The 19,825-nt window shown below is 53.3% G+C and carries 19 protein-coding genes; 13 read left to right on the forward strand and 6 right to left on the reverse strand.

Features of this window, described 5'->3' with window-relative positions; all coding sequences use genetic code 11:
• Positions 1 to 147: 147 nt before the first annotated feature.
• A complete protein-coding gene (locus APR53_03380; protein KQC04400.1) occupies positions 148 to 1,893 on the reverse strand; it encodes a hypothetical protein in 1,746 nt (581 codons plus the stop codon).
• Between the two features lie 388 nt (positions 1,894 to 2,281).
• On the opposite strand from APR53_03380, the gene APR53_03385 reads away from it, so the two are divergent.
• The 7 genes from APR53_03385 to APR53_03415 all read left to right on the forward strand — a co-directional run bounded on the left by APR53_03385 (position 2,282) and on the right by APR53_03415 (position 8,172).
• Positions 2,282 to 3,154, forward strand: a complete 873-nt coding sequence (locus APR53_03385; protein ID KQC04401.1) for a hypothetical protein — start codon at positions 2,282 to 2,284, stop codon at positions 3,152 to 3,154.
• Complete coding sequence (locus APR53_03390) at positions 3,151 to 4,098, forward strand: hypothetical protein (GenBank protein ID KQC04402.1); 948 nt, start codon at positions 3,151 to 3,153, stop codon at positions 4,096 to 4,098. Before APR53_03385 ends, APR53_03390 begins: the two co-directional genes overlap by 4 nt.
• Entirely contained in the window at positions 4,079 to 5,062 is a 984-nt protein-coding gene (locus APR53_03395; GenBank protein KQC04403.1) for a hypothetical protein, read from the forward strand. Before APR53_03390 ends, APR53_03395 begins: the two co-directional genes overlap by 20 nt.
• Positions 5,059 to 5,802, forward strand: a complete 744-nt coding sequence (locus APR53_03400) for a cytidylyltransferase (protein ID KQC04404.1) — start codon at positions 5,059 to 5,061, stop codon at positions 5,800 to 5,802. Before APR53_03395 ends, APR53_03400 begins: the two co-directional genes overlap by 4 nt.
• Positions 5,789 to 6,544 (forward strand): hypothetical protein, encoded by a 756-nt coding sequence (locus APR53_03405; protein KQC04405.1) that lies wholly within the window; start codon positions 5,789 to 5,791, stop codon positions 6,542 to 6,544. The genes APR53_03400 and APR53_03405 overlap by 14 nt, the downstream gene beginning before the upstream one ends.
• A 51-nt stretch (positions 6,545 to 6,595) precedes the next feature.
• A complete protein-coding gene (locus APR53_03410; GenBank protein ID KQC04406.1) occupies positions 6,596 to 7,429 on the forward strand; it encodes a hypothetical protein in 834 nt (277 codons plus the stop codon).
• A gap of 80 nt (positions 7,430 to 7,509) precedes the next feature.
• Complete coding sequence (locus tag APR53_03415; protein KQC04407.1) at positions 7,510 to 8,172, forward strand: haloacid dehalogenase; 663 nt, start codon at positions 7,510 to 7,512, stop codon at positions 8,170 to 8,172.
• A 41-nt stretch (positions 8,173 to 8,213) separates the two neighbouring features.
• On the opposite strand, the gene APR53_03420 is transcribed toward APR53_03415, so the two are convergent.
• Positions 8,214 to 10,040 (reverse strand): asparagine synthase, encoded by a 1,827-nt coding sequence (locus APR53_03420; protein KQC04408.1) that lies wholly within the window; start codon positions 10,038 to 10,040, stop codon positions 8,214 to 8,216.
• Positions 10,041 to 10,263: 223 nt separating this feature from the next.
• Here APR53_03420 and APR53_03425 point away from each other — a divergent pair, with 223 nt between their 5' ends.
• The 4 genes from APR53_03425 to APR53_03440 are packed head-to-tail and all read left to right on the forward strand — an operon-like array spanning position 10,264 to position 13,972.
• Positions 10,264 to 11,340 carry a hypothetical protein gene (locus APR53_03425; GenBank protein ID KQC04409.1) on the forward strand — a complete coding sequence of 359 codons (1,077 nt, stop codon included), beginning with the start codon at positions 10,264 to 10,266 and terminating at the stop codon, positions 11,338 to 11,340.
• Complete coding sequence (locus APR53_03430) at positions 11,337 to 12,323, forward strand: NAD-dependent dehydratase (GenBank protein KQC04410.1); 987 nt, start codon at positions 11,337 to 11,339, stop codon at positions 12,321 to 12,323. The genes APR53_03425 and APR53_03430 overlap by 4 nt, the downstream gene beginning before the upstream one ends.
• Before the next feature lie 12 nt (positions 12,324 to 12,335).
• The gene (locus APR53_03435; GenBank protein KQC04411.1) at positions 12,336 to 13,040 is read left to right on the forward strand and encodes a nucleoside-diphosphate-sugar pyrophosphorylase; all 705 of its coding nucleotides are present in this window, start codon (positions 12,336 to 12,338) and stop codon (positions 13,038 to 13,040) included.
• Positions 13,037 to 13,972: a hypothetical protein gene (locus APR53_03440; protein ID KQC04412.1), complete on the forward strand. Its 936-nt coding sequence runs from the start codon at positions 13,037 to 13,039 to the stop codon at positions 13,970 to 13,972. Before APR53_03435 ends, APR53_03440 begins: the two co-directional genes overlap by 4 nt.
• A gap of 9 nt (positions 13,973 to 13,981) precedes the next feature.
• On the opposite strand, the gene APR53_03445 is transcribed toward APR53_03440, so the two are convergent.
• The 4 genes from APR53_03445 to APR53_03460 are packed head-to-tail and all read right to left on the reverse strand — an operon-like array spanning position 13,982 to position 18,432.
• Positions 13,982 to 15,073, reverse strand: a complete 1,092-nt coding sequence (locus APR53_03445; protein ID KQC04413.1) for a DNA topoisomerase VI — start codon at positions 15,071 to 15,073, stop codon at positions 13,982 to 13,984.
• The gene (locus APR53_03450; GenBank protein KQC04414.1) at positions 15,057 to 16,868 is read right to left on the reverse strand and encodes a DNA topoisomerase; all 1,812 of its coding nucleotides are present in this window, start codon (positions 16,866 to 16,868) and stop codon (positions 15,057 to 15,059) included. Before APR53_03450 ends, APR53_03445 begins: the two co-directional genes overlap by 17 nt.
• Positions 16,855 to 18,087: an ATP phosphoribosyltransferase regulatory subunit gene (locus tag APR53_03455; protein ID KQC04415.1), complete on the reverse strand. Its 1,233-nt coding sequence runs from the start codon at positions 18,085 to 18,087 to the stop codon at positions 16,855 to 16,857. The genes APR53_03450 and APR53_03455 overlap by 14 nt, the downstream gene beginning before the upstream one ends.
• A 15-nt stretch (positions 18,088 to 18,102) precedes the next feature.
• The gene (locus APR53_03460) at positions 18,103 to 18,432 is read right to left on the reverse strand and encodes an ABC transporter permease (GenBank protein ID KQC04416.1); all 330 of its coding nucleotides are present in this window, start codon (positions 18,430 to 18,432) and stop codon (positions 18,103 to 18,105) included.
• 49 nt (positions 18,433 to 18,481) lie between these two features.
• Between APR53_03460 and APR53_03465 the strand changes: the two genes are divergently transcribed.
• Both APR53_03465 and APR53_03470 read left to right on the forward strand, forming a co-directional pair.
• On the forward strand, positions 18,482 to 19,261 hold the full coding sequence (locus APR53_03465) for a phosphoribosylaminoimidazole carboxylase (protein KQC04417.1): 780 nt from the start codon (positions 18,482 to 18,484) through the stop codon (positions 19,259 to 19,261).
• On the forward strand, positions 19,254 to 19,760 hold the full coding sequence (locus APR53_03470; GenBank protein ID KQC04418.1) for a nicotinate-nucleotide adenylyltransferase: 507 nt from the start codon (positions 19,254 to 19,256) through the stop codon (positions 19,758 to 19,760). The genes APR53_03465 and APR53_03470 overlap by 8 nt, the downstream gene beginning before the upstream one ends.
• Positions 19,761 to 19,825 lie beyond the last annotated feature (65 nt).

The raw sequence follows: 19,825 nt of genomic DNA on the forward strand, positions 1-19,825 counted from the left end.
TCGGACCTGGTGTTTGATTTCCCATATTTCATAGTACTCTACGGGTTAGTAAAAATATGATATGAAGTTATTCATTGGGATCATCACTGCGTCCGGCCTCGATATATCCCACCTGAATACGCTGAGAATTTTTCAAAAGAACACTGATCACTCAATTGTCCGGAGACTGAATTCCTCACGTTTACATCCATCTTTCATAAAAAACGACGCAATTTCGCTTTTGACAGGGCTGAATATCCGACGTACAAGTTCCCGGGCTTTCTCGGATGAAATCGTATCATTCTGTAAAGAATTCCTTGATGTTGCGCGGATCTCCTCAGGACTGCTCAGGGAAGGTACCCACGCCACCTCCTCAAGAAGATTCAAATCTATCTTGAAATCAGACTTAATATGAATTATCGGGATATTATGAGCCAGAGCTTCGACACAGACGGTAGATTCCGAATATAATACCAGATCAGCCGACCGGAGAAGAACATTTATCGGTTTGTCGCTCAGGTGGAAATGCTCCGGAAAAGGAGGTAAAAATTGAGCGATTTTTTCAAACGGTGCGATAGGATGAGCTTTGATAATAATACTCAGATCGCCGGCGCTGCCAAATGCGAGAAGAGCCTTATAAGTAAGTTCCATCGAGGAATTCAGACTCGCGGACAACGCCACGAGGATAGTGTTTCCCGCACCGCGATGCGATGAAGGCATCTCTTCTGTCAGGTGCGAATAGCGTAATGCACCTCCTACGACAATTGATTTCGGATTGAAGCCCGAAGCGATCAGCTGCTCTCTGGCTGCTGATCCGCTCGCTACAATCAGATCGGGAAGAGGCATCCATTCTGCTTCGAATTTCGATACCGCATAGCAGGTGAACATTGAAATTACGCCGGAGTGCTGATATCCCACAGTTCGTGTCTGGCCGCCTGCATCTTTTATTCCGGCGCAAAACATCTTCTCCCACATGTGATTTTCAAAGATGTAGGTGAAGGTGTGGATACGAAAATCCCGGCAAAGATTCCGGCCGGCAAAATAGCAGAGATATGACTGTTCAGCACGGGTGGTAATCCGGTCTTTTGTGCATTCGTGTGCAACAATCGCACAAACGTCCAGTCCCATGAAAGGCGGAATCGATTGTGGACACGGATAATTCGCGGAAAGTGTGACAAGAACCCTCATGATATCCGCATACGAATAAAATTCTTCGAAAAGGACACCGTCATAATCTCTGCGAAGCAGTTCCCGGACTGCCTGAAGATACGCCAATGTCGGCAGCACATGCACCAGATAGAGAACATTGCAGCCTTTTTTTTCAAGCTCATCCCTGAGATTACCAAAATAGACTTCCTGATAGGTGTCCGTGCGGGTAAATGAGCGCCCGTCAGCCCAGGAATGAATGGCAACATATTCCCGATCATTCTCTCCCGAATGAAATCGACTCTTTTTCAAGAGATAATACTGTGCAACCATTTTACGGCCGGTATATCTGATTAAAAACCAGAGCTTATTTCTTATCCTTTCCGTCCACGATTTTACAGCATTGACAACGGAATAGAAAGGTTGAAAAATACATTCGACAGTGCAGGGGAAATTCTCCAGATTTTTCTGCAGTGACCGCATCAGTGCGGGAGATTCGCAGACGATGAGAAGATCGTCGTCGAATCTCTCCATACACCGCATACATATCTTCACATAGCAGAAATAAAGGAATATATTTGATATAAACGGATTTTTTTCAGATGCTGATGTTAACCACCAGTTCAGATCATGGCTTTCGGAAAGCCTCCCTATATAGTCTATATACTCCTGCCGACATTCTTTTGCCGTCTTTTGCAATTCGTCACCGATTTCAATCCTCTGAAGCACCGTGCCGAATAATTCCTCAAGACCAAGGGCAAACGGCACATTTTCTCCCAGATAAATCCAAAATTTACCGTAAAATTGCCCATTAAGTCTGTAAAAATCTTTAATTAATGTGGCATTTGCATGTATAAGAATAACTCTTCGTGCATCCGATGTTTTCATCTATGTGACCTATGCATAGAATAATCTGACAAGAGATTTATTTCTTGGCATATGTGAGATAAAATCCCCGAACCGTTGCGGAGGAGCCTTTTTGATGTGGCGGCAGCCGGGAGTGGACAGGCAAAACGATGCGCCGTAATTTACCATTACGACCATATTTATAACCCCTCTCTCCCTATATTAATCCAGACCGAAGTATCGGGACATGCGCATGACATTATTCAGGGTCGCTATTACCATTCGCTCATTTGATCAAACCGGTCCTGTAGTGGAAAAATTAAAAAAAAAGTGCTCACTTGTTTATGTCAATACAACAGGCAGACGCCTTTCGGAAGAGGAGTTGATTGAAGCGCTCCGAGATGCCGATGCCGCCATCGCAGGAACGGAAGTTTATTCCAAAAAAGTGCTGTTTTCAGCAAAAAATCTCCGGGCTGTTTCACGGGTGGGAGTCGGTCTCGACGCTATCGATATGGCGGCGGCGGCTGAAAGGGATATCAGGATTTTAAACACACCGGAGGCTCCCGCACAGGCCGTTGCCGAGCATACGCTCGCCCTCATCCTCTCCTGCCTTCGGCATATCCCGAATTACAATGAACAGATAAGACGGGGAACTACCCCTGTACTCCGGGGTTCTCTCCTCGCCGGAAAGACGGCAGGCATTATCGGGCTGGGAAGGATCGGCACGCGGGTGGCGACCATCCTTGATGCAATCGGGTGTACCGTTCTCTACTACGATCCCTACGTAACACATGCGGTACCCGATTCGTGGGTACGGACAGAGGAGCTTTCGACACTCTATTCCCTGTCCGACATTATCACGCTCCATATGCCACCGAAGGCAGGAAATAAGCCGGTTCTTGACAGAAAGGCGTTTTCAGCCTGTAAAAAGGATGTCATCGTTATCAATACGGCACGCGGATCGCTTATCGATGAGGACGAACTGATTCGTTCACTTGAGGAGGGGGTGGTTGCCGGTGCCGGCCTCGATGTTGTCGGCGAGCCTGTTTCCGGGCGACTGCTCGCCCTCCCCCAGGTTATTCTGACACCGCATGTGGCATCTGATACCGTTGAGTCCCGCTACCGGATGGAGATGGAGGCTGTGGACAACATTCTTCGTTTTGTTGAGGAGGGAATATCATGAAGGCTCTTGTGACGGGAGGAGCAGGATTTCTTGGCAGATATCTTGTGAAAGAACTTCAAAAGTCAGGGATTGAAACCGTTTCGTATGATCTGGAGAACGTGAATTACTCACCCGGCGAAAACGCGGAGAGCGTCCGTCATATTCAGGGAGATATTCTTGATGGCGAATCACTGGCTCTGGCAATGGAGGGGTGTGATCTGGTATTTCACACGGCCGCCATTGCCGATATCGACGTGGCACGCACGGTTCCCGTCCGGACTATGGAGGTCAATGGTATCGGCACGGCAAAATGCCTCGAAGCCGCCTGCAATGCAGGCGTCAGGCGATTTATGTTTGCCAGCAGCGTTTATACATCCGGCATTCACGGCTCATTTTACCGTGTCTCAAAACAGGTCGGTGAATCCTTATGCAAGACATTCTACGAAGAATTCGGATTGGAGTATACGATTCTCCGGTACGGCAGCCTCTACGGGAGCGATAGTAATCACTGGAATTTTGTCAATAATGTCTGCAGGGAATTGCTGACGAAAGGTGAATTCACGTATCTGAGCTCCCCGGATTCGGTGAGAGAATATATTCATATTCAGGATGCCGCCCGTGAAACCGTGAGAATAGCGCAGGACAAGGATTTCATCAATAAGGCAGCTATGATTACCGGCCACCAGCGGATGAAAATTGAGGAATTTTTTGAGATCATCCGGGAAATTATCAACCGTGACATAGCTATTCACTATACGCCAAAAGAAAAACAGCGGCATTACGTAATGACCCCGTATTCCCTCGAAGCGGATATCCCCGTCAGAGTCAATCTCTCCACGTATATTGATATTAATGAAGGAATTCTCGGGTGCCTGAGAGAAGTCCAGAAGGAATGCGAATCTGATTACGAAATAAAAGAGACTAACGCTACCGCAGGTGACGATAATGACAGAAATAAACGTTGATGCAAACTTTCATACAATTGCCGGGACGAGCGTCGTTGAGCGCAACGATGCGAGATATCAGGAGTATCGCAGGAAGTGGAGTGAATGGCCGAAAAATTTTTCCACGGGAGATTTTCCCCTTCACCTCGATATCGAGGCCACAAACGTCTGCAACCTGAGATGCCCCTTCTGTGCAACAACCCACAATAAGTATAAAGGCGGCTTCATGAAGGAGGAAATCTGGAAGAAAATCCTTGATGAGGCCGGAAAGAACGAGCTGTATTCGCTGAAATTCACCTATCGCGGCGAACCAATGCTCCATAAGGATCTGGTCCGGATGGTGGCATATGCCAAGGATGCCGGCGTCATGGACGTCTATTTCAATACAAATGCCACGAAACTCGACGAAGATGCCGTAAGAAAGCTCATCGACGCGGGACTTGACCGTATTTCAATCTCTTTCGAGGGATATGAAAAAGAGTTATACGAAAAATACCGGGTCGGTGCACAGTTTGAGCAGGTGGTTGGCAATATCGAACGCCTGAAAGCAATAAAGGAGGAACTGGGAGTGGAGAAGCCTCTTGTGCGGATTCAGACGGTTCGCGTTCCCGAGTTGCTGGGTAAAGAAAAAAATTATGCTGATTTCTGGTCTGCACGAGCCGATGAAGTGGGTTTTCTGGACATGAAGGATGAAGAGGGCAATCCGGATCATCGCGGCCGGATCTATCCCTGGGCATGTCCGCAGCTGTGGCAGAGGATGACAATTACGTGGGAAGGCACTATCCTGCCCTGTGTTCATGATATCTATGAATGGATGAGTTTCGGAAACATTCAGGAGATTACAATCAGGGAAGCGTGGAACAGTGCCCGGGAGGCGGGATACCGTGAGGTGCACCGCAGGGGAAAAGCGCATGAGATCCCGGCATGTGACCGCTGTCCGCTCCGTGAAAACGAAGTTCGAAAATTACTGAGGAAACGTGTATGATTGCTGCATTAATGCTAGGGAGAGAGGGCAGCCAGGGATTTCCCGGTAAAAATACAAAACCTGTCCTCGGCAGACCGCTTATGGAATATCCCCTCCTTGCCGCAAAGAAATCGCGGGAAGTTGATGATGTTTATATCTCAACCGACTCGGAAGCGATAAAGGCAATCGGAAGGAAATCCGGGGCGATAATTATTGACAGGCCACCGGAGCTATGCACGCCCGAGGCGCTTGGCGAGGACGCCTTTGTCCACGGCTACCGGCTGATCCGGGATGAACAGGAGAAGGCAGGTAAAACCCTTGAATTCATCGTCCTTTTGCTCTGCAATGCTGCAACAATCCTTCCTGAAACCATTGATGAGGGGATCCGGGTGTTGCGCGAAAATCCCGACATCGACTCCGCCGTGACGGTATCCCGATATAACATGTGGAGTCCGCTGAGAGCACGGAGGATAGGAAATGACGGTCTGCTGCACCCCTTTATTCCGTTCGAGCACTTCGGTGACCCGAAAACACTCAACTGCGACCGTGATTCACAGGGTGATGTCTGGTTTGCCGATATGGGAGTGTCGATAGTAAGACCACACTGTCTTGAAAATCTTGAATCCGGTCTCCTGCCGCAAAAATGGATGGGACAGCATATCTATCCGCTCAGGCAGTGGGGCGGTTGCGATGTGGATTATGAATGGCAGGTGCCGGGTGTCGAATACTGGCTGAAAAACCATGGGTATGACCATGTTTGAAGCGATAAAGGGATCAAAAGTTCTGGTTACCGGTGCGGGATCGGGTATCGGGGCATCCACAGCACGCCTCTTCGGACAGTATGGAGCCATCGTGGGCGTCCATTACCACAGAAGCAGGGACAATGCGGAAAACGTAGTCCGCCAGATCCGGGAGGACGGTGGGGAGGCATTCCTCCTCACCGCAAATCTCCTCAGTCCGGCGGAACGCGAGAATGTAATCCCCGACTTTATCGGGCTTGCCGGCGGCATCGACGTTCTCATCAACAATGCCGGAACGGTATACGGGCATGACCATTTCCTTGACATGGACCGGGATTCGTGGGATAAAACACTCCAGATCTGCCTCACCGGACCATTTTTCCTGGCCCGTGAAGCCTTTCGCTTTATGAAAGACCATGGAGGGGGCAGGATCATCAATATCAGTTCAATCGCTTCGAAATATGGGGGTTCTGAAATTACAGCGCATTATGGTGCCGCGAAAGGAGGGCTCGACGCGGTGACGCGTACCCTTGCACGGTCAGGAGCGGATTACAATATTCTTGTAAATTCCATCCAGCCGGGTGTAATCGATACGGCATTTCATAAAAAAATCGGCAGGGAGTCACTCGATGACCGGGTAAAAAGAATTCCTCTCCGGCGGGCAGGGACGCCCCTCGATGTAGCACGCCTGTGCCTTTTCCTCGCCTCGGAATGTGGCGATTACATAACCGGGCAGGCATACGGCGTAACCGGCGGAGATTGACTCGACCTGGGCGTGAATGAGAAGGCATAGGGCGGAAAACGAAGGGAATCCATGATCTCAACAATAATCTCAAAGGTTACACGCATTTTACACCTGGACACACATAAAATCTTATTTGATGTTTTCGAACGAAATTCCGGAAGGATTCTTGATGAGAAAATAAAGCATCTCAACCGTCCGGTCAAAAAACTTCTCGAAGAAGAAGACGAACGGCAGCATTACGGCGACATCGAACTGACGGAGAGCGGGTCGCAGAATGTCATCCGCGGATTTACCATTGACAGAATACGGTTTATCCACGATAATATCCGGATTTCAGAGAACGATACGCTGGTCGATCTTGGTGATTCGAACGGGATATTTATCAGGTCAATGAACAGGGACGGGATAAGCGTTAATATCAGCGATCCTGCTCTGAAAGCGATTCACGCAAAACAGATTGAGGTAATAAAGGCCGATATCGAACATCTCCCCTTTAAAGCCGGGAGTATTGATCATATATTGCTCTTTGAAACGCTTGAACACGTTCCCAATCCCATCGCACTCCTGAACGAGATCGGCCGTGTCTGCAGGAAGTCACTTGTACTCTCCATTCCGTTCGTCTCAACAACCACGATCCACCGCCACAACTATGATCCGATAAAGCCCCTCCATCAGCACCATATCTTCGAATTCTCTCCCCCGGACTTTAAAAAAATCCTGACACATACGCGATTTACCCTTCAAAAAGAAGCCGAAGCAGTCGTATTGAATGACGGCAACACCCTCCGGGAAAAAATGATTTTCTTTTTCTGGCGGATGTTCATGGAAAAAGACATGTACTGTGGCTGTTTTAAAAAATTTTACATGTGCATACTCAGCAAAGAGGAAGATGGCATGCCATGAAACAACCGGCAGAGGAACCCGTGACATATACGGCGGTGTCAGCAATCGTATCGCACGGTTAAGAAGGAGGCAGGATTTTCATGTCCAACCTGAATGTGCTGATTCTGGATTTTGACGGGGTAATTCTCGAATCGGTTTTAGTAAAAACAGATGCCTTCCGAGAACTCTTTTCCTTTGCGCCCGAACATCTCGATGAAATCGTGAATTTTCATCTCAATAACGGAGGAATGTCCAGATTTGACAAATTCCGATATATTTATGCACATATTCTGCTCGAACCACTGTCCGAGGAGCGGTTTTTATGGCTTGGCAGCCGTTTTTCGGAACTGGTCTTTGACGGGGTGCTCGCATCATCATTTGTCGACGGAGCCGAAGAACTGCTCAGAGTGTGTTCAAAACACATTCCGCTCTTCATCGTCTCGGCAACGCCCGAGGGGGAGATACGGGAAATTGTCAGGCGAAGGAATCTTGACCGTTATTTCACGGGTGTCTATGGCTCTCCCCGATCAAAAAGCGATTGCATCAGGGCTATCCTTGCCATGACAGGGGTTCCCCCGGAGTCCGTCCTCTTCGTCGGGGATGCGCATAACGATCTGCAGGCGGCAAAGGAGGCAGGAGTGCGATTTGTCGGCAGGGTCACCCCCCGTCAGCCGAACAGGTTCACCGGCGAACCCGGCGTCGATCATGTTATAAGCGACCTTTATGAACTTTACCGGTATATCAGGGCAGAATACGGTTCATGAAAATCCCGGTACCGGATGAGTGAAAAGACCCCGACCCCCCTTCATGGATTCCCTGAGCGACCGTCAAAAAAACTGCGCAGCCAGAGTTCCGTGCACACAATTCTCCATATTTCATGGGAATATGCCGAAGTGCCGGCGAGAAAATCACGAAAGCTTTCTTCAACTGCGGTGGCATTCCAGTACTTCCGTTTCCGGAAACTCTCCGAGGTGAGGATTGAACAGATCAACGCACGGAGATCCTCTTTCATCCACACCTCATCGGGTGCGGCGAATCCGACTTTATCCATGCGGCATCGAATTGCATCGGGGACAATCCCTTTGATGGCCTTTCTGAGAACGGATTTCGTTACACCCCTGCGAATTTTATGGTCGAGCGGAAGTGCCCCGAAAAACTCGGCAAGACGGTAGTCAAGAAACGGAACCCGCGCCTCAACGGAAAAAGCCATCGAATTCCTGTCTTCGTAGTGCAAAAGGGCGGGAAGGTTCGTAGCCTCAATCTCAGCGGCAAGAACGCGGTCAAGCGTACCTTCATACCGGTTAATGGAGGGCACCGATCCACTCAGGAGCGCACGCCTGCCGGATCGAACCTGCCTCTGCACGAAGGCGTCCCGGAAGAAGGCGTGGTGGCGCAGAAGGCTCAACCCCACTTCACTTACGGCACGGGCAGGGTGGCGGACGAGACTGCGGAAGAACGGTACCATATATGCGATGTATCCTCCCAGCTGCTCGTCCGCACCCTGCCCGTCAAGCACGACACGGACCATTGTACCGGCAAGATGCATAACACAGTACTGTGCGAATATGGAGAGCGATCCAAAGGGCTCATCCTGCATGTAGACAAGCCGATCGAGATGCTCTTTCAGCCGATCCGGATCAGGATATACGGAATGGGGCGAGATCTCTGTTCCTGCAAGGGCGATGTCGATAAATCTGCCCTCATCAAATCGTTCATCGGCATACCGGGCCGAGAAGGTGTTCTGGCGATCCCCGACACTCCCCGGTGATTCGGTACGGATCAGACCATTAATCAGGGCGACAATTGTCGACGAATCAATGCCACCGCTCAGGCAGGTCCCGACCGGCACATCACTTCGAAGGCGAAGCCTTACGGAATCACGGAGCAGGTCAATACACCGCCCGGCAGCGTCCGCCTCTTCAGCACTTCCGCGTGATACCACCGTATCCGACATGAAGAGCCGCCAGTAGCGTTCCGGAGGGAGCGCTTCACCACCGCGAACAACCATGAAATGGGCCGGAGGGAGCTGGGATATTCCTGCAAACATTGTTGCCGGCGTATGGTCCATAACGCCCCATGCAAGAAACGCCATCACCATCTCATCATCAGGGCGTGTGCCAATGCCCGGATGTTCGAGCAGCGCCTTGATCTCCGAGGCGAAGTAGAGTGATCCGTCCCTGAGAGCATAATAAAAAGGCTTTATCCCGAAGCGATCGCGGGCGCAGAAGAGTTCTCCGCAGGTACTGTCATACAGGGCGAATGCCCACATGCCGTTGAACCGTGCAAGGCACTCGGGCCCCCATTCCTCGAAGGCATGGAGGATGACTTCACTGTCGCTTTCCGACCTGAAACGGTGGCCGAGCAGGGCAAGCTCCTTCCGGAGTTCCCGATAATTATAGATTTCCCCGTTGAAAACGAGCAGGAGCGACCCGTCTTCGTTCGTCATCGGCTGTACGGCATGCTCACTCAGATCGATGATGGACAGGCGCCGGTGGGCAAGGGCAATGCGGCCGTCACGAAAGAAACCCTCCCCGTCGGGTCCTCGATGGACAAGCCGCCCGGACATGCGTCGTACCAGCATCTCGTCCGGTTCACCTCCGGACATGGCAAAATGCCCCGCAATCCCGCACATTATCTATTCTTTTTCGTTCTTCACTGTTATGAGCCCTCTGATCAAGTGCATGGGACAGGAAAGGCACAGCGGGTCTCATCCTGCCGGGTGCCTGCCGTCAGCCGGGCGGACGCTCGCCGGTCAGCATGAAACGGGCGATACTATAGAAGATTACATGAATCTTGGGAAGCAACACGTACCTCAGCTGTAAAAACGGCGGAAGAGCGATTCTATGAGATTGTGCGTGATCGGGGACGGGAGAAGTGTGCACACGCAGCGGTGGGTGGAGTATTTTGCCGAACGGCACGAGGTGCACCTCATCACCTATGATGCCATGGAACGAACCATCCCCGGGGTGCAGGAGCACGTTCTCCGGACAGTGATTCCCGGCCTCCATGCCGCATTCTGGCCCCGGCACATCCGGATTATCCGTCTCGTCCGAAAAATTCGCCCCGATCTTATCCATGCGCATTTTATCACCAAATACGGATTTCACCTCGCACTGCTCCGGTTTCACCCGTCGGTACTCTCAGCATGGGGAGATGACGTGCTGATCCTTCCTCCGCAGAGCACCATCATCCGTGCTTTCACGCGCCTCGCCCTCCGCCGTGCCGACCGGATCTACGCTGTCTCCCGCGACATACAATCCCGTATCATCCATGATTTTCATATCAGCCCCGATAAAGTCAGGCATCTTCCCTTCGGCGTGGATACCGGGATGTTCAAGCCCGGACACCGTGACGAGCCGGCGGATCGCACGATTACGATCTTCTCAAACCGCGGCTTTCAGCCCGTATATGACAACGAAACACTTGTGAGAGGATTCGCCGGGGCATATGCCGAAAATCCATCCCTCAGGCTGATTCTCAAGGGTGAAGGGCCGGAAAAGGAAAAAATAGCCGGACTCGTGCACCTTCTGGGAATAGACGGTGTTGTTATATTCCAGGGGCGCGGGGAATACCGGGACGTGGCAACAGACCTTCGGGCTGCGGATATCTTCATCACAACGGCACTATCGGACGGAACTCCCGTCTCGCTGCTCGAGGCAATGGCGGCAGGACTCCCCTGCATTGCCACGGCGGTAGGCGGGATACCCGAATGGATTCGCGATGAAGAAAACGGCCTTATGGTAAGGCCGAGAGAGCCCGCGCTTGTTGCAGAAAAAATCTTAATGCTCGCCGAAGACGAACAGAAACGAAGAACACTGGGGATGAACGCCCGGAAAAATATTGAAGATTCTGGAGACTGGTGGAAACTCATGAAAACGGCGGAAGATGATTACATCGCCCTTATCAGACAGTACGGAGGAAAAGGGGAATGAAATGGAAGGGAAAATCAGTACTGGTGACCGGTGCCGGCGGTTTCATCGGAAGTCATCTGGTCGAACGCCTTCTCGGGGAAGGTGCAAACGTCACCGCACTGGTCCATTACAACTCCCGCAATGATTGGGGAATGCTTGAGGATATCTCCCATGAAGGCAAATCCCCTGAGGTTATAGCGGGAGATGTGACGGATGCGCGCGCTGTACGGTGCTGTACCGAAGGCAAAGATGTCGTTTTTCACCTCGCGGCACTTATCGGAATCCCCTATTCGTACCGTGCACCGGAATCCTACGTGGCCACGAATATCAGGGGAACCCTGAACGTGATGCAGGCGGCTCTCGATGCCGGCGTGTCCCGCGTCGTACATACGTCCACGAGCGAAGTATACGGGACCGCGCGCTATACCCCCATCGATGAGGAACACCCCCTGCAAGGCCAGTCCCCGTACTCGGCCAGCAAGATCGGAGCTGACAAAATCGCCGAATCGTTCTTCTGCTCCTTCGATCTCCCGGTGACGACGCTCCGTCCGTTCAATACCTTCGGGCCCCGCCAGTCGACCCGCGCCATAATTCCCACAATCATTACCCAGGCGCTCACATCGGATACCGTGAGACTCGGATCCTTGGATCCGGTCAGGGATCTGACCTATGTCGCTGACACCGTTTCCGCTTTCATCAGGATAGCCGGATCGCCGGCAGCGATCGGAGAGACGGTAAATGCAGGAAGCGGAAAGGGCGTGACAATCGGTGAGCTTGCACGGATGATCCTCAACGCGGTCAATCCTGACGCAACGATTGCGACAGACGATGCCCGGGTAAGGCCCGGAAAGAGCGAAGTGATGACACTTATCTGCAATAACGAAAAAGCCGGAAACCTGATTGGCTGGAAACCGTCATATACGCTCGAAGAGGGCATCGCCCTCACAATCACATGGATGAAGGAACACCTCGCACGGTATAAGCCGGGACTGTATACGGTGTAGGAGGACAGGGAGATGCAGGCAGTCATACTTGCCGGGGGACGCGGGCGACGGCTTCGCCCTTATACGACGGTGCTCCCGAAACCTCTCATGCCGATTGGTGATTACCCGATTCTCGAAGTCATACTCCGCCAGCTGCACCAGTGCGGGTTTGATGACATCATCATCAGCACCGGATACCTCCATGAAATCATCCGCGCATATCTCGACTCTGCGGCACATCCGGGATGGCATATCCGGTACAGCCATGAACAGGAGCCGCTCGGGACAATCGGTCCGCTCCGCCTCATACATGATCTCGAATCCCGCTTCCTCGTAATGAACGGGGATATCCTGACCGATCTGAATTACCGGCTCCTGATGGAGGCGCATACTGCACAGGAGGCCCGTGCGACGGTTGCGACATACCAGCGCGATGTCCCGATCGATTTCGGTGTTCTCACACGCGATGCGGAGAACCGGATCACATCGTTCCGTGAAAAACCGCTTTTCCACTTCGACGTGAGCATGGGAATTTACGTCTTTGAGCGGGACATTCTGGAGTTTGTCCCGGAGGACAGGCCGTTCGGCTTCGATGATCTGATGTATGCGCTGATTGACGCGGAAGAGCGGGTGTACAGTTACCCCTATGACGGGTACTGGCTCGATATCGGGCGTCCCGACGATTATGAACGCTCCATCGAAGAGTTCGATCAATTCAGGGACCGGTTTTTGATATGAACGTGCTCGTGACGGGTGCATCGGGTTTTACCGGACAGAGTATGCTCCGGTACCTGAACGGCATTCTGCCTGCCGACGCGGCACTCATCGCACACTATCGTGCGTCGCCTGTTCCATCCGGCATTCCCTGCACCCGGCTCCGCGCAAATCTTCGTTCAGCTGCCGAGACGGAATCGATGATCCGCGCATCAGAACCCGATTACATCCTGCACCTCGCGGGGCGCACCCGGGGAAGCCGGGACGATCTCTTTGCCGACAACACCCTCGCGGCAGGCAACCTGATCGACGCGGTCAGGGGGGCTGCGGACAGCGCCGTTGTCCTGCTGGTGAGTTCCGCGGCGGTCTATGGAAATGCCGGGGATCTGCCGGTACCTGAAACCACACACATCGCACCGGTCAGCACCTACGGTGCTGCCAAAGCAGCCGAAGAACTGCTTGTATACGCCGAAATGGAGCGATACGGCCTCAGAATTTCCATTGCGCGTCCGTTCAACCTCTGTGGTCCCGGACAATCGGGTGCTTTCGCTTTGGGATCCGTCATCAGACAGGCAGTTGCGATTGAGCGCCATGAGCAGGAAACGCTGCAGCTTGCGAATATCGACTCACGCCGCGACTTCATCGATGTCCGGGATGCCGTCAGGGCATTCTGGGCGATTGCCGCCCATACCGCATTCGATAGCGCGTGCAGAGGAGTCAGGTTTAATGTCGGGTCCGGTGCAAGCACGTCGGTCCGCGAGATCCTTCAGATGATCGAAGCGGTTGCCGGACGCAGTTATCCGGTCAGCGCGCATCCTTCACCGGAGCTGATCCCGGCACAAACAGCGGATATCACCCGGATTTGCACTGTTTGCAGATGGAAACCGGAATGGACGCTTGAACGGACAATGGAGAGTATGCTCGCGGCAGAACGCGAAACTCCCCGCACGCCATAAACGGAACTATCAGAGGATTCCCATCTCGCTCAGGCGGGCGGGAAGATATTCGCGGGTGACAAAATCAAGACCCCTGCTTGCGAATGCCTGCTGTTCAGACTTAAGCTTCATCGAGAGCTGGAGATTGATCTCCTTCTTCCAGTACTCCGTATCAAACCGCGGATCGGTCAGTTCCGCTTTCAGCGCCGCGATATCGCCCTCGGTGAGCGCATCCGAGGGGAGATTGTATTCACCGATGTCCGAGGGCTGAACACCGATAAACTGCGCCCCGGGTGTTGCAAGAATATCCGACATGTGCGCACTCTTGATAGAGCCGTAGGCAACGCTGGCAAAAATACGGTACGACCACGGATCACCGTCCGTGAAGATAACTACCGGAAGCTGCATCTCGGTAGAGAGACGCCTGAGCACCCTCCGGGTGGAACGCGCGGGCTGGCCCTTGAGATGGACTAATACGGCATTATACTCCTCATCGAAGCCGTTTTCCATGAGCCGGGCATACATACCGCCGGTCTCGATAGCGATGACGAATTTCGCGTCGTGATCAAGGAATTCGAGCGTATCGACGTTATTCGGTATGGGATATCCCGCCTCGCCCACATCCTCCTGGCAGTGGATCTCCCGATCACCCCGCCGCGTCTGTTCCCGAAGGCGGAGTGGGCCGTAGATTGAGGCGCCGTCTTCTTCGGGGCGGAGGTGGAACGCTTCGCGCTGGAGATCTGTGAGTATCTCGAGGTCTTCTATCAGGAGGTTGCTCTCGTCCTGTGCGCCGAATTTGGCTTTTTTCCATCCTTCAGAGATGTAATACATCTCCCTCAGGGTGGATGATCGGTTCTCCTCGAGCTGGTGCTTGAGAAATCCGATGACAAAGGCCATTTTCAGGAGATGCATGGCGCTTTTCGCCGATATGGCCGAACGGGTGCTGGCCCGATCGCCGTACTTCCAGACCCCGCTGTCATCATCGTATTCGATATTCTTCTTCGTCCGGGTGGGAAGCGTGATGAACGGAATCCCACCGTCGCTCATCTGGTCGTACCAGGTGCGGGCGATCTCCACAAGCCGCTCCTTCGTTTTCTGATCCTTTTCATGCTTCGATGTCACAGTCCACCACCACAATCTTCACCGACTCGTCGACCCCCCGCACATCAAAGGTGCCCCCGCAGCCACCCCGGTACCGCACGCTCCATTCGCCGTCGGGAGGCAGGGAACACTTCCATATCTTATGATACTCCTCCCCGACTTTGTCGACAAATGCGGGAGGTTCGCTGGCATCCCCGGCAGAATCCGGGGAAAGATGAAACAGGGTCAGATCGACGGCCTTGCTCGTGAAATTATTCACCGTGATTTCCACAATACCGTCAACGGTCCGCTTCTTCGCGATAAGCCTGTGCATGATCCGCCCTTCAATCGGCGTTGTGTTGATCGGAGGGAGATTCACGATTTCGCTCACCTTTGCCGCAATATCGGGTATAATCGAACAAACGGCCCGGGCACGGTCCTCCTGCTGACGGTTGCGATCCCTCCTGTTGAGAAAGGTCTTGAGTTCGCGGCCCAATTCCTGCAACGCCAGCACGATTTCACGTTCAATTTCAGGAATTGCCGCTATCGCATCCTTGCTTTCACTCGTGAAGGGCACGTTCGTCGATGCGATATGGACAAGTATCAGCACCGGGCCTGTCGGCAGTCCCTGCTGGGACAGGTTATACGCTTTCCAGTTAATCCCTGCTATCGCTCCCGTAATCGCGCACCCTCCCTGCTGGTAGAGAAGCGGTACACGGTTTGCAAACCGGAGAATCTGCCCGGCACCGTCCGCCGGAAGCCGGCCGCCGTATCCAAGGGCCGCTTCGACAACAAAGGGGTGACCGCCGTACACCCTGCTGCTCCGCGTTCGCGCTTTTACGAAATCAAGCTGGAACTCCTTGTCAAGCCCCTGCCGCATAAGATCCTCGCCAATCGGCGAAAGACACCGGGAAGCAGGGGGAGGCGGTATTGCCGTCGTCTGCATGGTTTCGAGCAGGGCTTTGAGCTGTTCGGTGGAGAGAGATTTTACAGGCACGGAGGGATCCGCATCTATCGCACGGATAATGTCCTCAGCGGTCTTTTTCCCCACGCGCGAGAACTCCCCGATCAGGAAATTTTCGAGCGGCAGCTCACTCGTGCCTGCCATCCGTTTCAGCATCCCGAATTCGATGCCGTGCGGATGAGGAGCGATCGCCTTTGCGCAGGGAGGCACCTCTTCGACGACACGTTCAAAAAGGAACGATTCCCCGTCGATGTCTGCACGCATCCGCGCATGGGGATTGACGACAGCAGTATACCGGAGGTAGTCAAGAAGACGCTTTTTGGCCGCGAGCGTGCTCCGGAATTCAATCTCCACCCGGGTGCCATGCGTCCGGTCCCATGCGATCTCTTCATGAAGCACCACATCGGGTTCGTTCGTCTCTGTCCTGATCATCAGTTCAAACCGGTGGGCCGGTTCCTGAGCACCCGTGCGTGACACGACGGTTGCCGGCACGCCCGTCGTAAGCTGGGCATACAGTACAGCCGCACTGATGCCGATTCCCTGCTGGCCACGGCTCTGCTTGATCTGATGAAAACGGGATCCGTAGAGGAGTTTCCCGAAGACATAGGGCACCTGTGCCGGGATGATTCCCGGGCCGTTGTCCTCGACGATGATACGGTAGACATCACGGTCGACTTTCCGGATTCCGACAAACAGATCGGGGAGCACCTGCGCCTCCTCGCAGGCGTCCAGTGCATTGTCGACAGCTTCCTTGACGGTGGTGATGATGCCCCGCGTGGGCGAATCAAACCCGAGGAGATGTTTGTTCTTTTCGAAGAATTCCGCAACGCTGATACTTCTCTGCTGCTTCGCGAGTTCCTCAGCAAGCACCAAATGCCTTCACCTCGGCAATGGCATCTTCGACCCCGCATTCCCGCTGCTCGCCGGAATGAAGGTTTTTCAACGTCACTGTCCCGGCGATGCATTCGCGCTCCCCGAGCAGAACAACGAAATCAGCGTTCTTCGCCGCATGTTTCATCTGGGCTCCGATCCCGCGGTCAATGAGATTGAGTTCCGCATGCACTCCCTCCCTTCTGAACCTGCGTGCAGCGGCAAACGCCGCGTGACGTGCCCCCGGCGTATAGAGGATTCCCAGAACGGGAGGGCGGGGCCCGTCGATCCCGCCCAGTGAGACGAGAACCCTGTCAAAACCGATGGCAAAGCCGCATGACGCGACATCGTCGCCCCCGAAGAGATAGGCGAGCCGGTACGCACCGCCGCCAAGTATCTGGTTTTCAGCGCCGAGGTTCTCTGCAAATGCCTCGAAAACCATACCCGTATAATAATCAAGACCGCGCGCAATCCCGAAATCGAGCGTATATTCGAGTCCTTCGGCATCCAGGATCGCTAATGTCTCCCCGATGCGTGACAACTCCGGCAGATCACCGCAGAGATCGCGCATTTCTTCGATGGTTCGGCATTCCGGAAGAGCTTTGAGTGCATCATACCGGTCGGTGGTTCCTGTTTCTTCGGAGAATGTCCGAAGACCATCGAAGTCCCGTTTATCAAGATATGCCATCATGCGTCTCTGAACCTGAGGATCAAGCCCGGAAAGAAGGAATTTCATCGGCGCCAGATGCCCGATATGCATGTCGAACGAAACACCGGTGGCCGCCAGAACGTCCGCTCCGACGAGCACGACCTCCGCATCGGCTGCGGCGGTGTCGGCACCGATCAGTTCGATCCCGAACTGCCAGAACTGGCGATACCGTCCTTTCTGCGGCCGTTCGTACCGGAAGCAGTCGGCCACGTAACTCCACCGGACGGGTTTCGGGAGCACCCGCCCCTCATTAACGTACATACGCAGGACCGATGCAGTTATTTCCGGGCGCAGGGCAAGCATCCTTCCCCCTTTGTCCTCAAATGCATACATCTCATGAATGATTCCCTCGCCTGATCGCAGCGTGAAAAGTTCAGCCTCTTCAAATATGGGAGTGCATACCTCGCCGTACCCCCACTTCTCCGCGGTCTCACGCATACATCGTTCCACCGCCCGACGGTGTCTCATCTCTCCGGGCAAAAAATCCCGCGTTCCCCGTGGTTTCTGAAGCATTCGAAAACTCCCGTATCAGATCTTCTTCTGGATCTTATCATTACTGCGCCGGACACTGCCAAAAAACCGCTCTGCTGCGGATTCGCCGTGCCATACCGGTTCCCGTTCGATACGTCCCTGCAGAAAGAGGGCAAGCAGCACCAGACCGAGCGCAAGATATTCATTGCCGTACCACCCTGCCCAGAGACCCGCAATCGCAATCGCCGTGTACAGAACGCCCTGATAGGAGGCGTTACGATATCCCCGGGTATTGGTCCGAAAAAATATCCGGGCATCCCGCAACCAGAGGAAAATAACCACTGCAACTCCAAACAGGGCGATATAGAGCAGGTATGTTGAAGCCATGACAATATACTTATTATTACACGCCCTTCCATATCTTACTTATCCGGTTATGAATTCGCATGCATCCCTCGCGGAAATTCTCCGCCAGTATAAAAAAGGATTACTACAGCTGAAAGAAGCAGAAGAAAGAATTGAAGGTTTGCGAATTGAAAAAATCGGATCATTCGCCTGTCTGGATCTCGGGAGAAGCGTGCGGTGCGGTATGCCCGAAGTGGTGCTTGCCGAGGGAAAAGAGATCGGACAACTGACCGAAATTATCCGGTCCTTCGTGACCGCAACGGGCCGGTGCATTGCAACACGCGTCACCTCCGAACAGGCCGCCCTGATTCGCACGGCATGTCATGCGGAGGGGATCGAATGCGAGTATCACACGGTTCCCCGAACACTCGTTGCGTACCGCGATCCGCCCATGGAGAAGCACGGAGGAGTTGTCGGAATAATTACCGCGGGCACAGCCGATATCAGGGTTGCCGAGGAAGCCCGGATCATCGCCGAGGAGATGGGGTGTGAGGTCCGGGTTGCTCACGACGTCGGTGCGGCAGGTATACACCGTCTGTTCCCGGCAATGAAGGACCTGCTCGGATCCCATGTGATCATCGTCGCTGCGGGACGGGAAGGTACGCTGCCGTCGGTCGTTGCCGGTCTTGTGGACATTCCTGTTATCGGAGTTCCGGTCAGCACGGGGTACGGGTACATGGGAAAAGGTGAAGCGGCGCTCGCAAGCATGCTGCAGTCGTGCTCGGTTCTGACGGTCGTGAATATCGATGCCGGATTTACTGCAGGTGCTTTTGCAGCACGAATAGCACGCACGGTGACGCTCCATGAGTAGAGGTTTTTACATCGGAAGGTTCCAGCCCTATCACAACGGGCACCAGTCGGTCCTCACCCGAATCGCAGATCTGGTCGATGAAATCGTCATCGGTGTCGGAAGTGCTCAGCTGAGCCACGAGCGTGACAATCCCTTCACCGCCGGCGAACGGGTGCTGATGATCACCCGCTCACTTGCCGACCTTGACTGCCCCATCTACGTGATTCCCATCGAGGATATTCAGCGAAATGCACTCTGGGTATCTCACGTACGTTCGATGACTCCGCCATTCGAGCGTGTTTATTCAGGCAATCCGCTCGTGATGCGCCTCTTCTTCGAAGCGGGTGTTGAGACGATATCGCCTGCCATGTATGAACGGCACACGCTCAGCGGCACGGAAATAAGGCGCAGGATGCTTGGCGACGAAGACTGGATGCACCTCGTTCCGCCGGATGTGGCCGGAGTCATCGGGGAGATAGGAGGCGTGGAACGCCTCAAAAGAATCGCGGATAGTGACTGATTCGGTTAATCCTGCCGTTGGTGAGAGTGAAAAGCAATGAAATCGTTTTTTTCACGATTTTTCGC

The organism is Methanoculleus sp. SDB (assembly GCA_001412355.1).
GTDB lineage: Archaea > Halobacteriota > Methanomicrobia > Methanomicrobiales > Methanomicrobiaceae > LKUD01.